The organism is Clostridium sp. 10cd* (assembly GCF_044336395.1).
GTDB lineage: Bacteria > Bacillota_I > Bacilli_A > Erysipelotrichales > Erysipelotrichaceae > Clostridium_AQ > Clostridium_AQ innocuum.
In genome coordinates this window covers 672,491-686,254 of sequence record NZ_CP172347.1, presented here as the reverse complement: position 1 = coordinate 686,254, position 13,764 = coordinate 672,491, and the positions used below count along the sequence as shown (strand labels likewise).

The window sequence follows — 13,764 nt, the reverse complement described above, 5'->3', positions numbered from 1 at the left end:
ACACAACAATCTAGTTGAATTTACACTTACAATTGCATTTAGTCTTTCATATATCCTTTTTTATATCTATGATGAAGGTAACCGCTGGTTATTATCATACACATTACAAAGGGTGATGAATATGGCAACGAACAAAAACAAACATCTGACTCAGGACGATCGCAATGTCATCGCGATCGGCATCGTTAATGGTTCTTCTAAAAAAGCTATTGCTGATAATCTAGGCAAAGATAAATCTACGATAGGTAAGGAAATCCGTGCTCACCGTTATCTCTCTCATAAATCTACACTTTCTCTAGAATGCGAGAACTATGCTCACTGTAAGTTTAAGAGAAAGAATTGTACTGTCAACTGCCCTGATTATTCTAAGTTCCGCTGTAAACGCAGAGATCGTACTCCGGGAGCTTGTAATGGCTGTGAGAAACTGAAAAGCTGCCGCTTTGATAAATACCTCTATAAACCTACGATCGCCTATGAGGAATACCGTAGCGAACTCGTTGAGTCTCGAACCGGAATCAATCTGACCTCATCAGAAGCTGTAGAGCTAGGCAATACCATCAAGCCTCTTCTATTAAAAGGTCATTCACCTTATCAGATCATAGCTGCACATCCCGAACTTGGAATCAGTGAGAAGACACTCTACAACTATATTGAACAAGGTGTATTCGAATGTGTTGGCATTGCTAATATTGACCTTCGTATAAAAGTCAAAAGAAAAATGACCGCTAAGAAGAAGACGATCTATAAAAAACGACAAGACCGTAAATTCCTTGTTGGACGGCTTTACACAGATTACCAATCCTATGTTGAGTCTGAGGAAATCACACACATTTTACAAATGGATACAGTCTATAATGACATTTCCAATGGACCGTTTATCCAGACTTTCAAATTCATCAAATATGGGCTCCTGTTTGCTGTATATCACGACACGAAGACTGCTGCAGATATGGTTGACGGACTAGCTGTTCTTGATTCCATCCTTGGAAAAAGCCTGTTTGAACAGGAAGCTCATATAACACTCACTGATCGCGGAGGTGAATTTACTGATGCTGAGCATATGGAAAAAAGAGACGATGGTACCAGAAGGACACGAGTCTTCTATTGCGACCCTATGCAGTCCGGGCAGAAAGGAAGCCTGGAAAATATGCATCGTGAATTACGTTATATATTACCTAACGAAGTAGACTTACGCAGTATCGGCCTGACCGATCAGACTTCCTTGAATGTAGCCATCTCACATATCAATTCCAGTGCCAAGGAACATTTGAATGGAAAATCCCCATTTGAGCTATGTGAGTTCATGTGTCCGGAATTAGCGCAGAAACTTTATGAATTTGGTCTACAGAAAATAGAAAAGGACGAAGTGATACTTCGTCCAAGCGTATTGACTCATAAGTAACAAACAGATGATATAAAGAATGATAAGAGCAGCGGGAAGAACAGTTATTTATAGTGTAACTATAAAATGGAAGTGGAATTTAGTTATACATAGGCATAATGGAGCCTATTTTCAGTGCGCTTATTTATTTTATCTATCATTCGCACAATGACCACTTTCTTCACATTTTTACTTACTTCTACCTATTTGAAACCCTTTCTAACGCTATATTTATGCTCTGTATAGACTTTTGTAGAAGAAAGTTCCACATTTTTTATTCGCCTTTTGAAAGTGGAATTTAACTTTTCACTTCAGCAAATTTTCATGAATCCGGAGAACCGGTACAGAACCTGACGGAAAGCATATATTTTCTTCCCTTCGTGAACAGCTGCATCAGTAATAGTACGTCTCCACACAGCCCTTCATTTCCCCCTCGTTTTTTACATATCTGCCGACGCGGGCAATCGCGGTTTCACAGTAGCCCAGTATTTCACTGCGTGTCAGCTTACCGCCTGCGACTGCACATATTTCCTCCAGCAATGCATCGCGCAGCTGCCGCATGGTTGTACTGCCATACAGGTATCCGCTTGCATCAAAGTCAAGATTGTCCCTCATCACGACAGCAGTATCCCGGTTTGCGGACAGCTTGATTACCGGCACAATGGGATTACCGGTAGGCGTACCCCTGCCTGTGGTAAACAAAACGAGCTGACACCCTCCCGCAGCCATGCCGCTCATACTGATGGGATCATTCCCCGGTGTATCCATAATGACCAGCCCCTTATGATGAATGTCCTGTGCATAATCGTAGACTGCCTGTATCGGTGAATGCCCTGACTTGTATATGCAGCCCAGTGATTTTTCCTCCAGGGTCGTGATTCCTCCCGCCTTGTTGCCGGGAGATGGATTTCGCTTTCGCACATCATCGTTAACACATTTCATAGCATCCTCATAGTGACGTACAATCTCCAGTATTTGTGCAGATACCTGCGCATTGACAGCGCGCTTTGCCAACAGCTTTTCCGCACCGATAAATTCCGTTGTTTCCGACATAACCGCCGTTCCTCCTGATGCGATGATGCTGTCCGCCACTTCTCCCACCAGCGGATTTGCGGCCAGCCCGCTTGTAGGATCCGAGCCGCCGCATTCCATCGCAACCATAAGCTCTGAAACGTCTGCCTCCTCACGCTGCATACAGCTTGCCTGCGCAACCATTTCTCTTGCACAGCGAACCGCCTGTTCCACGGTATGCAGGGTACCGCCGCATTCCTGAATGATGAAGGCTTTTAACGGCTTATCGCAGCGGCTCTGTATTTCCTCTGTGACAAGCTTCATCTGACAGTTTTCACAGCCAAGCGATATGATGATGGTTCCATATACGTTGGGATTGGCAGCCATCCCTGCCATTGTCCGCAGCGTACATTCCTGATCGTTCGGTGTTTGTGAACAGCCCAGCTGGTTGTGAAAGCTTACGGTTCCCTGTACCTGCATCGTGACCTGATGTGCCACGTCACTTGCGCAAATACTGGCAGGAAGAATAAGCACATGATTCCGAATGCCGATCCGACCGTCATTTCTGCGATATCCCCGAAACCTCATGTCAGCACCTCCTCCTTTGCTTTATATATAATCATAGCTGACTCCCTTTTATCTTTTGGTATTCCATACATTATGTACATGAACATGCATTCCCTGTTCAATATCACACGCCGCTATCCCGATCCATTCCCCGTACTTTACAACCGGTTCTCCCTTCTGTATTCTGCTAAGTGCAAGCTTATGATAAACAGGAATACATTCCCTTACAGCAACTCCCTGTTCCATCCCCTGCGCATCGGTATAGATGCACAGCTCACCTTTACTGATCGGTTCAATGACGACAGCAACGTTGTCCCGTTCATGTATACGAACAGCATTTTTCATATGACCTCCAACATTCTCACAACAAAAGGATGCACACATTGATCTGCTTTTTTGCGTATCCATACAAATAAGTGTACAGTGTACTTATAAAATCACATATCATTTGCATACATCCCGTTATGGTATTCCTTATATTATAGAGAACGCAGCAGATTCATGTTTTCCACATAGCTGCCTTCTCCATGAAACAATGCACTTGTCCCAAGGACAAAGCCGTCAACACTCAGTGCATGATATTCCTGAATTACGGCGGGAGAACATGCTCCATCCAGAATGATACGATAACCGTACATCTTCTTACATGCGATCAGCTCACGGATTTTCGTATCCACACTGTCGATAAATGTCTGTCCGGCAAAGCCCGGAAACACACTCATAATCAACAGATAATCACAATGCGGAAGCAATTCTTTCACTGCACTCAGACTGGTGTCCGGATTGACGGCAAGACCGGAAAGCTTTCCTCTGGAACGAATATACATCAGTGTCTTCATCGCCTGTGGCTCAGATTCCGGATGAATATAGATCAAATCTGCACCTGCATCTAAAAACCAGTCAATTTTATCGGCAGGATGATCGATCATCAGGTGGACATCCACCATTTTTTTCGTCAGAGCACGGACTGCCTTTACATCCATCAGCCCCATGGAGATATTCGGCACAAAGCTTCCATCCATGATATCACAATGGAAAATGTCTGTCCCCGCTTCCTCTAAGGCACGGACTTCCTCTTCCAGATTTGCATAGCTCGCACACATCATACTGGGACATAATATCATGACGCCGCCTCCTTCATTCTCCGCAGGTTCTCCTGCAGATCTGCATCCTGCCTGAATAATCCGCTGGTTCCTCCCGTCAGTATGCTGGCCCCGGCTGCACATACCTGCGGTATGGTCCCCGTGTGGATATTGCCGTCTGCCTGAATACGACAGGATAAGCAGTTTGCGGTAATCTGTTCCTTCATACTACGGATATGTTCAACGGCTTCCCTTTGCATATGCTGTCCGGCATATCCGGGCTGTACCATCAGCTTTAAAATCCAGTCAACCTGTGATGCCAGCTTCACAAAATCAGAAGGCACCTCTGTATCACACCGCATTGCCAATACCGGACGGCAGCCGGCAGAGCGAATATGTGCAAAGATATCCTCCAGATCATCGTCAATTTCATAATGCACAGCAATGTAATCTGCCCCCGCCCGGGCAAACGGTTCGATATAGGGACGCACGTTCTGTACCGCAAGATGCACCTCTATTGGCTTATCACAGATGGGACGTATTTTTTCCAATATCAAATCACCAAACACAAAGCAGTTATTAAACATACCGTCTACAACATCATAATGCACAAAATCAATATCGGAAGCATTGATCTGCGCAACGGCATCCGATACATGCAACAGGTCTGCACAGGACAGCGATGCACTTACCAGAATTTTTTTATCCTTTGAAACCGTACGCATATTATCCAAACAGAATCTGCATGATGCAGATGTTATCCCGATTCTTTTTGATTTCATATAAATACTGCTTTACATGTTCAACAACCGGTTCATTTCCTTCCAGGGAATTGATTTCACAGAAGGTGGTAATCAGATCCTTATCCATTTTCGGCTCTGTCTTTCCCTGCAGCTCATCCCAGTAAACAAGTGCCGCTGCCGCAACGAATTCCATAATACGCGGATCCTTATCATGATCCAGTAAAATCTGCATCGGTGACATAATGCGTTCGGTAGGCCCCAGCTTTCTTGCAGGTGCACGTCCGTTTTTGATATTGTAATCCAGAATACTCTTATCCCGGAACTTCGCAAGAGCACGGTTGGTGAATGCCTCCTGATCCTCTTTTGTAATCTGGAAATAATCCTGTAATGCCGGATTCAGCTCTTCCATCAGACGCATCATCACAGCATCGATATCCGGGTCACAGGCTGCATCTCCGTAAACCTCATATCCCTTGATATAACCGCAATAGGAAATCAGTCCTGCCAGACAGTTATAGGTATAAATTTTGCGTTTGAAGAATTTTTCAAAGTTGTGAATTGGCACAGCTCCTTCAAAGTCCAGTTCTTCCAGCTCATCCGCATCAAACGGGAAGTACGCTTCATTCATAGACAGAATATCCAGTCGTGTGTCATGAACACTGACTGTGGAACAGAAGACGGCTGTCTGTGTCACCGTGTAGTCCCCTTCCACACCGGCTTCCTGTAAATGTGTTCGAAGTACCTTAGCCGGATTGATACCGTTTTCCGCTGTTAGAAAGACAGTCTTTTTCTGCTTGTTGTGCATACCTGCCTTGACCTGCTGAGCAACATCCCCCAGATTTTGTTCACCGGTGGAGGTCACAATGAAATCGGCGTCCTGTATTGCCCGGTCCGCTTCTTTGGAATAGGTGTGAAATGCCTGAAATCCGTTCACATAGATCGGTGTACGGTCCTTCTTATAAAAATGGATACAGAATGCACGATCCTCATCCAGCATACGGATCAGTTTTTCATTTTTATCGATAAAGGTGATCGCATAATCTCTTTGAAACAGAAAGCGGGTTACATAGCCGCGGCCGGTTTGTCCGGCTCCGATAACAACTGCCTTTTTCATGCGGATGCTCCTTCTTTGATCCAGCCCTTTGCCTTCAGCTCAGCAATTGCCTCCTTGATCAGCACTGCGATTTCTCCCTGCGGATCAATTTCAGAAATCGTTTCCAGAATGTAATCAATTCCCTTTGTTTCACGTATTTCCTTCAAACGAAGTGCATCGCGGTCCTCAGGATTGTCAAAATACAATGCAGCGGCAGCACCGAGTGCAATCGCCTTTGGCCTGATTCCCGCAGACAGTGCGATACGCATCGGCCCGATAAAGCGATCCTGCGGTCCCAGCTTACGAATGGGATCTCTGGCAATGCGTGTAACCAGATCAACAATAGCGCGGTCTGTATATTTCGCTTTTGCCGTTTTGGAGAATTTGATCTGACTTTCCTCATTGATTCCCATTCCATGAATCAGTGCATAATTGATTTCTTCATAAACCTGATCCAGAATAGGCTCGATTTCCGGATCATTGGCGGAATCTGCCACATAGGTCAGCCCCTTCAGCTTTCCGAGATAGGAAACTGTCGCAACACTTGTATTGTTCGTATAGATTTTCTGTTTTAGCAGATCACCGAAGTCAGTTACAAACTCCACATAGTCCCATTGCGGAATTTCCCCTTTGATACGATCCCTGTCAATTGGCAGATACCGCATATTCTGTACCCAGGTATCCATCTCATTCGTGACCTTATCCGGATCCGGTGCCCCGGTTCCGGTACACATGATGACAGATTCGCTGACACCGACATTCTCTTCAAACAGCTTGCGTTCCTCTTCGTTCAGATTTGAAACAATCGCTTCCTTTAAATCCTTTGCCGGATTAATCCAGTTTTCACAGGTAACAATATTGGAAACATGCACCGCATTTTCCTCCACCAGCCTTTTGAACGCTTTGGCAAGTGTTTCTCCGACATTTCCCATATTTTTTCCACCGCATGCTGTAAACAGAAAATCCGCTTCCTTCCAGCAGCTGCATAAGGCGTCAATATCATAAAAGAGATGTGCCTGAACACCTTCCATATGTGTATTGAGCTCTTCCGCCCCCAGAACATGAATGGTATATTCCTTTTTTTCATTTAATTTATCTACCATGACCGAGCTTGCGTCAAAATAGGTGATTTCAACCTGATTGGCATGCAGCAGCTCGCTGACAAAGCCTCTTCCGATGCGCCCGGCTCCCAGAATCATTGCTTTCAAATGCATTCCTCCTTCACTGTGTGATCTACACGTTATATTAAAATCCCTGCTAAGGAAGCTTGATCAACCGCATGCTTCCTCCAGCAGTCTGATCAGATTATCCGTTGCCATTTCCACTGTATTGGACTCTGCCTCCACCGTACGTGAACCGATATGCGGTGTCAGTATAAAGTTATCCATATGAATCAGCTCCTGAACCCAGTCATCCTGAACTGGCGGCTCACTTGTGAATACATCACTGGCAGCCGCATAGATCTTCTTATTCTTCAATGCAGTATACAGCGCTTTTTCATTGATAATACCGCCGCGTGCCGCATTGACAATGACAGCCGTTTCCTTCATCATATCAAACTGTTCATCGGATATCATATTCCTTGTTTCCTCTGTAAGCGGAGTATGAATGGATATAAAATCAGCACTCTTTAAAATTTCCTCAATGCTGCACTGCTTTGCCTGGTAGGTGTCCAGTACCTCCTTAGGGATATCGAATACATCATAGGCAAGCACTTCCATGCCGATTCCATGTGCCATGCGTGCGACATGACGCCCGATATTTCCAAAGCCGATAATGCCTATGTTTTTTTTCGTAAGCTCACGACCGGTCGGTTTGTTCCATGCTCCCCCGCGTACCTGCACATTGCTGGATACCAGATGTTTGGCAGCGGCAAACATCATGCCGATCGTCAGCTCAGCCACCGCATTGGAATTGGAGCCGACACAGCGGCCCACCTTGATTCCACATGCTTCCGCTGTTTTTAAATCAATATTATCCGTACCGACGCCGAACTTCACAACCGCCTTTAAGCTCCTGCATTCCTTTAACAGTTCGCCATCCAGCTCATCCACACCAACGATGATACCGGTGCTTTTTTTCGCATATTCCACAAAGGCTTCTCTGGACAGCGGTTTTCCTGTGGTATTGATATTCATTTCATAGCCCAGTGCCTCCAGTCGTTTTGCGGCCTGCGCACCATAGGCTGCATAGCCCCGCGGTGTAACGAGAATAACTCCCTTGCTCATATCAGTCAGCCTTCCTGCTTTCTTCCACAATAGCACGCAGTTTTCTTGCGTTTTCTGCGATATCGGCACTGCTTCCCTTTGTCAGAAGTCCGCCCAGACCAACACTGTCCACACCGTTTTCAAACCAGGTATGCAGATTGTCGAAGTTTGCTCCGCCGCTTGCAAGAATCGGAATCTGCGGACATGGCACCTTGAACACCTTGGCAAGATCCGGTCCATAGTAATTGGATATCGGGAATGCCTTGATAAAGGACGCTCCCGCTTTCAATGCTTCGATCATTTCCGTATAGCTCGTGCAGCCCGGTGCATAGGGAATCTGATACAGATTCGCCATCTCCTGTACCTCTTTGTTGAAGGTCGGAGCAATGATGAATTCTGCCCCATCCATGATTGCCAAACGGGCAGTTGTCGGATCCAGCACCGTGCCGGCCCCTACCAGCAGCTGATCACCAAATTTTTCTTTTAAAGCGCGAATGACTTCTCCTGCATTATTATTCGTATAGCTGATTTCCAGAACATCCACACCGCCATCGATGCATCCCTGTGCGATTTCAATTCCGCGTTCAATGGTTTCCACCCGCACAATTCCCATTAAGCCTGTTTTTTTAATTCTGCATATTGTTTCTGCCAACATTTTTTTGACCTCACTTTCCTGTCGTCTTTGCCTGATACAGCGTTCGTACACCCATAAGTACAGCAATGCAGCCTCCGGCAGCTGCTGTTATCGTTTCTATCGTATTCACTGTCTGTTGAAAAACAAGACAGAGGAATAATCCGATACCGATGAATAGAAACAACAGTGCAGGGAATATGCCGCCGCTTTCCTTATCCCGGTGTTCTTTACGCCATGTGATATGCTTCCCTCCTGCCCGATGCAGTGACGGAAGTAATTTTTTATTCATTATGAGCAGCTCCACTGCATACAGCACAAGGGCCAGTGCAATGGTGCCCGCAATCTTATGAAACAGAAAATACCCTAAAATAATACTGATGGAAATGGCGTTGATTTCTGCGTGTTTCCACAGAGTGATCGCAAATTCCCTATGTTGCGGGAGAAGATAATACGCATTCTTCTTTTTGATATACAGCAGTCTTCTTCCTTTTGTATCTGTTCCTGTAAACAGCATCCATCCTGTTACCATTCTATCACCTCAATAGTTTTTAAATATCCAGCGCCTTGCGCAGATTTACAATCGTATCCCTGCCGATATCCGCCAGATGCGTTGTTAACTGATCCAGCTCCATGGAATTACAGCTGGACAGAGCCTCCATTAAAAACGGCATATTAACACCGGTATAGCATTGCAGCTTGTGTGCTTCCTTCAGCTCGTCGATTGCAAGTGCCGTCATATTAAACGGGGAGCCTGCGAAAATATCCACCAGTACCAGTACACCGTCGCCTGTATCAATCGCTTCCACCTTTTCACAAATGGCTTCCTTCAAATCTTCCGGATTATCCGTCGGATACAGACCAATAGTTTCCACATCATTTGACATACTGCCAAAGAACATGGCAGAGCTTTCCTTCAGTGCCTGTGCCAGAGGACCATGTGTCACAATTAAAATCTTGATCATACTGTATTACCCTTTCTCGTCGTTTGCGGTTTCATGACGCAATATAAAGTGAATCGGCAGGAAGCTTTTTCTTCCCGTGCAGGAATACACGAAGAGCATATGGCAAGTTTCCTGCCGATGATTGCTATATATGAAAGGATTGTTAAATTCCTTTCAAAGAATTTCTATCCAAGCAGTCCGACTGCCCCGCCGATAAAGCCGATGACAAACAGAACGATCAGAACCGTTGTGATTTTCTTTCCCTTTACCTGCAGCCAGTATGCAAACAGGGTTGTTACAAGCGGCAGGAAGCAAGGGAAGATCTTATTCATAATTTCACCAAGATTCAGCGTGCCGGTTTTCATTTCAATTTCAAGAACAGCACCGATGCTGACATATTTTACAATCATGGCACCCAGACAGAAGAGTCCGACGATACCAAGGAAGGTGGTGATTTTCTTAACGAAGCCGCTTTCCAGGAAACGGCCAATAGAATCCATACCCAGCTGATAGCCGCGCATGAACATGAAGTAGGTAACTGCAAAGTCCAGCAGGGTAACGCCGATACCATAGGCCCATGCGCCCCATACATATCCCTGCATAGCCCATCCCAGGGTTACACTCAGAATAATCGGTTTGATCAGACCTGCCCATACCGTATCACCGATACCTGCCAAAGGTCCCATTAAAGCAGTTTTTATTTCCGCGATGATGCTTGCGTCCATTTCTCCGGAATCATCATTCGCAAGACCTTCTTCCAGAGCGACTACCATACCGGGCAATACAGCTCCCCAGCGTGGCTCTGTGTTGAAATACAGCATGTGGCGTTCCAGACCCTCCACCATCTTGTCATGATCATTCGGATACAGCTTTTCAAAAATAGGACCCATGATCCATGCCAGACAGCCTGCCTGTAATCGCTGATAGTTATAGGTCATATGACTTGTCATGTGCCAGAAGAAGGCTGTTTTCTGGACATCGCGTTTTGTTAGTGAATGTTTTTCTGCCATGATTATTCAGCCCCTTCCTGTTCTGTGTCGTTGTTGAATCCAATCTTAATCAGGATAACTGCCAGACATACACCAACCAGTGCATACAGCAGCAGATCGGTCATACCGGAGTAAGCCGCGATACCGAAGCCCAGCACGAAGAAAGGCAGCAGCGCTTTTTTGTACATGAACTTCATCAGCATGGACATACCTAATGCCGGAAGCATCTTACCGACGGCAGCCAGACCGTTCATTGCCCATGTCGGAATACTGTTGATCATGGTCTGAATGAATTCACTACCGTATAATGCAATCAGGAAGACCGGCAATGCACGCAGTACCAGAACAATGGCAGGACCGCCTAAGAACTGAATTCTGCGAATACCGCGCCAGTTTCCCTTGGCAGCGAGCGCATCCATTTTAACCGGCCACAGGGATGCAATTGTCATATATGCGACATGCACATAGTTGCCCAGTAACCCGATAGGAACGGCAAACGCTACAGACGTGTCGATGGATACCGCCCTGAATCGCTACAAATGTACCGAGCAGACCTGCCCAGTATAAGTCGGAAGCATTTGCTCCTCCTGCAGAAATCCAGCCCATATAAGAAACGTTGATTGTTGCACCGATGATGGTTCCCTGTACGGGATCACCGTAAATCAGACCTACCCAAAATCCTGCCATTACCGGCTCACGGAAGAAGTACCAGTGATATGGTCCCTGAATACCGTTGAGCAGTGCAAGCAGCCCCATTAACAATGCTTGTACCATGAAATTTCCTCCTTTTCATTGTCAATTCCTCTACTACATCTCTTTACTCTTGTCATACAGATACGATATATTCATCACCTCCATGTGATCGAATTCTATCGGATACACAGCTAAAATTTCGCCAGAGCATCCTTGAACGGATACGGATTGTCTTCGGGAATCGGCTGCATGAAAATATCCACGCCGCCCTGATGCAAGACATTTAACTCCTCCGCTTCCGTTTTCGACATTACCACATTTTTATAAATATTCTTCTTATCACCGGAGCCTTCAATTCCACCTACCTGTAAGGAAGGGAATTTCACACCTGCTTCCCAGGCTGCTTTCGCCTGTGAAGTATTTTTAAACAGAATCAGCAGATTGTTTTTTGGAAATTCTTGCGCCTTCCATTTTTCGGCAGCCTCTGCGACATTCCATACCAGAACTTTTACACCGCTTGGGGCAGCACCGAGGAGAATTTTTTTCAGAATCGGACTCTTTGCGGAGCGATCGTCAATTACGACGATGCTTTCAATTTCATATTTTGCCACCCAGCGGGTCATTACCTGCCCATGGATGAGTCGAAAGTCAATTCTTGTCAGTTTTAGGTTTTCCATCATGTTATCCTTCTTTCTTTTGCGTCTTTTTTACGATTACTTCGCAAGCTCTACAAAGCGCATTGCTCTGCGGGTCAGCTCCGCATAATTGCCTTCCTCGCGGCATTTTTTATCTACCAGCTGGGAGCTGATACCGGCACCGGTGAATCCAAGCTTCAGGTATTGCACAAAGGTTTCTTCTGTAACGCCGACTGTCGCAATGTATTTCACATGATGCAGCGGTGCATAGATATCCTTGCAATATTTGATACCCAGTGTTCCTGCCGGAAACAGTTTTATGAAATCGGCACCGGCCTTATCCGCTGCGACGATTTCTGTTGGTGACATGCAGCCCGGCATGGAAACCATGTCCAGAGCCAGCGTTTCCTTGACGATTTCCTCATCAAAGTTGGGAGAAACGATAAATCTGGCTCCGGCTTCTTTGGCATTGTGAACCTGTTCCTTTGTCAGTACGGTTCCAATGCCCAGATACAATTCATCCCCAAACTGTGCATGCAGTGCCTGTATGTTCTCTTTCACCTTTGTACACGTATCGGGATCGGATGGGTCGTATGTGATTTCAAAACAGCGGATGCCTCCCTGAAACAGTGCATCTGCCAGCTTCATCAAGTCATCCCCGTAAATCCCTCTTGTTATAACTACAATTTTCTCTTCTTCGATTTTTTGAATCGTTTCCTGTCTGCTCATACACATTTCCTTTCTATAATCCATTGATAATCTCCACCGGCCGTTCTCCCCGTTCCATGCAGTAGATATCTTCCATTACCTTGCGGTTCATGTTCTTCATGCATGTATAGTTATAAATAGCAGAGTGCGGCGTGATGGTTACACGTTCGCACGCCAGCAGAGGATCATCGGCCTGCATCGGCTCATGCACAGCAACATCCGCACCATAGCCAAACAGATGTCCGTTCCTGAGTGCTTCCAGCAAAGCTGTTTCATCAACGAGTCCGCCTCGCCCTGTGTTAATCAGTATGGTGTTGTCCTTCATCTTTGCCAGTGTCTGTGCATTGATGAGATGCTTACTTTTCTCATCCAGACTGGCATGCAGACTGATGAAGTCCGATTCCTTCAGCAGGGTATCCAGATCACAGAGCTGAATCCCCTCTGCCATGACCTTTTCCTTGTCTGCATACGGGTCATATGCCAGTATGCGGTTCTGGAAGCCATATTTCATAATCTGTGCAAAGCGTGTGCCGATATGACCGCAGCCGATGACACCGCATGTCTTTCCGCGCAGCTGAAATCCCATGATTTCCTGACGATCCCTGTTCCAGTCGCCCTGATGCACCTTGTGATTGGCTGTAACCACGTTTTTCGATACTGCCATAAGCAGTGCAGCAGCCTGTTCTGCGACAGCATCCAGTTCCACATAGTTTTGGATATGGGTTACATACACACCGTGCTTTTTCGAGCTTTCCAGATCAACGTTATTGAAACCGATGCCATGACGGGCGATCAGCTTCACATCACAATTGTTGGAAAAGAATGTTTCATCAAAGGTTGGATAATTGCCTAATACTATATAGGTATATCCCTTCAGCTTCTGGGCGAGTGTCCTGCCATCCATATCTGCCGGCAACAGCATTTTATCAACCGGTCCGACCTTCTCTTCCAATTCCTGCAGATGCTGTGGGAATTCTCTGCCAAAGCTGGTTATATTGATAACTGCAGTTTTTTTCAAATTTATCACCCGACTTTCATTTCCTTTCTCCTGCATTCTGCGGCAAACTGAGATCAGCCGCC

The 13,764-nt window shown here is 45.9% G+C and carries 17 protein-coding genes; 1 reads left to right on the top strand and 16 read right to left on the bottom strand.

Annotation, left to right across the window (positions count from 1 at the left end; all coding sequences use genetic code 11):
- The first annotated feature begins 121 nt into the window (after positions 1–121).
- On the top strand, positions 122–1,402 hold the full coding sequence (locus ACG3M1_RS03515; protein WP_044947570.1) for a helix-turn-helix domain-containing protein: 1,281 nt from the start codon (positions 122–124) through the stop codon (positions 1,400–1,402).
- A 372-nt stretch (positions 1,403–1,774) separates the two neighbouring features.
- On the opposite strand, the gene ACG3M1_RS03510 is transcribed toward ACG3M1_RS03515, so the two are convergent.
- The 16 genes from ACG3M1_RS03510 to ACG3M1_RS03435 form a co-directional block, all read right to left on the bottom strand.
- Positions 1,775–2,980, bottom strand: a complete 1,206-nt coding sequence (locus ACG3M1_RS03510; RefSeq protein WP_008818509.1) for a UxaA family hydrolase — start codon at positions 2,978–2,980, stop codon at positions 1,775–1,777.
- Positions 2,981–3,028: 48 nt separating this feature from the next.
- Complete coding sequence (locus ACG3M1_RS03505) at positions 3,029–3,304, bottom strand: UxaA family hydrolase (protein ID WP_008818508.1); 276 nt, start codon at positions 3,302–3,304, stop codon at positions 3,029–3,031.
- Positions 3,305–3,438: 134 nt separating this feature from the next.
- On the bottom strand, positions 3,439–4,083 hold the full coding sequence (locus tag ACG3M1_RS03500; protein WP_008818507.1) for a ribulose-phosphate 3-epimerase: 645 nt from the start codon (positions 4,081–4,083) through the stop codon (positions 3,439–3,441).
- Positions 4,080–4,766: a ribulose-phosphate 3-epimerase gene (locus ACG3M1_RS03495; RefSeq protein WP_021420877.1), complete on the bottom strand. Its 687-nt coding sequence runs from the start codon at positions 4,764–4,766 to the stop codon at positions 4,080–4,082. The genes ACG3M1_RS03500 and ACG3M1_RS03495 overlap by 4 nt, the downstream gene beginning before the upstream one ends.
- Before the next feature lies 1 nt (position 4,767).
- The gene (locus tag ACG3M1_RS03490; protein ID WP_008818505.1) at positions 4,768–5,898 is read right to left on the bottom strand and encodes a mannitol dehydrogenase; all 1,131 of its coding nucleotides are present in this window, start codon (positions 5,896–5,898) and stop codon (positions 4,768–4,770) included.
- Entirely contained in the window at positions 5,895–7,091 is a 1,197-nt protein-coding gene (locus ACG3M1_RS03485) for a mannitol dehydrogenase (RefSeq protein WP_227761445.1), read from the bottom strand. Before ACG3M1_RS03485 ends, ACG3M1_RS03490 begins: the two co-directional genes overlap by 4 nt.
- Positions 7,092–7,148: 57 nt before the next feature.
- Positions 7,149–8,105 carry a phosphoglycerate dehydrogenase gene (locus ACG3M1_RS03480; RefSeq protein WP_008818503.1) on the bottom strand — a complete coding sequence of 319 codons (957 nt, stop codon included), beginning with the start codon at positions 8,103–8,105 and terminating at the stop codon, positions 7,149–7,151.
- A 1-nt stretch (position 8,106) separates the two neighbouring features.
- The gene (locus tag ACG3M1_RS03475; protein ID WP_008818502.1) at positions 8,107–8,739 is read right to left on the bottom strand and encodes a ketohydroxyglutarate aldolase; all 633 of its coding nucleotides are present in this window, start codon (positions 8,737–8,739) and stop codon (positions 8,107–8,109) included.
- Between the two features lie 10 nt (positions 8,740–8,749).
- Positions 8,750–9,247, bottom strand: coding sequence for a hypothetical protein (locus tag ACG3M1_RS03470; RefSeq protein WP_008818501.1), 498 nt, complete (start codon positions 9,245–9,247; stop codon positions 8,750–8,752).
- A 19-nt stretch (positions 9,248–9,266) separates the two neighbouring features.
- Positions 9,267–9,680, bottom strand: coding sequence for a PTS sugar transporter subunit IIA (locus tag ACG3M1_RS03465; protein ID WP_008818500.1), 414 nt, complete (start codon positions 9,678–9,680; stop codon positions 9,267–9,269).
- Between the two features lie 164 nt (positions 9,681–9,844).
- Entirely contained in the window at positions 9,845–10,669 is an 825-nt protein-coding gene (locus ACG3M1_RS03460; protein WP_395814940.1) for a PTS system mannose/fructose/sorbose family transporter subunit IID, read from the bottom strand.
- A gap of 2 nt (positions 10,670–10,671) precedes the next feature.
- On the bottom strand, positions 10,672–11,112 hold the full coding sequence (locus ACG3M1_RS03455) for a PTS sugar transporter subunit IIC (protein WP_395814937.1): 441 nt from the start codon (positions 11,110–11,112) through the stop codon (positions 10,672–10,674).
- On the bottom strand, positions 11,069–11,422 hold the full coding sequence (locus tag ACG3M1_RS03450) for a PTS sugar transporter subunit IIC (protein ID WP_395814934.1): 354 nt from the start codon (positions 11,420–11,422) through the stop codon (positions 11,069–11,071). The genes ACG3M1_RS03455 and ACG3M1_RS03450 overlap by 44 nt, the downstream gene beginning before the upstream one ends.
- Positions 11,423–11,532: 110 nt before the next feature.
- Positions 11,533–12,021: a PTS system mannose/fructose/N-acetylgalactosamine-transporter subunit IIB gene (locus ACG3M1_RS03445; protein WP_008818497.1), complete on the bottom strand. Its 489-nt coding sequence runs from the start codon at positions 12,019–12,021 to the stop codon at positions 11,533–11,535.
- A gap of 33 nt (positions 12,022–12,054) precedes the next feature.
- Complete coding sequence (locus tag ACG3M1_RS03440) at positions 12,055–12,729, bottom strand: bifunctional 4-hydroxy-2-oxoglutarate aldolase/2-dehydro-3-deoxy-phosphogluconate aldolase (protein WP_008818496.1); 675 nt, start codon at positions 12,727–12,729, stop codon at positions 12,055–12,057.
- A complete protein-coding gene (locus tag ACG3M1_RS03435) occupies positions 12,719–13,711 on the bottom strand; it encodes an NAD(P)-dependent oxidoreductase (protein WP_009588683.1) in 993 nt (330 codons plus the stop codon). The genes ACG3M1_RS03440 and ACG3M1_RS03435 overlap by 11 nt, the downstream gene beginning before the upstream one ends.
- Positions 13,712–13,764 lie beyond the last annotated feature (53 nt).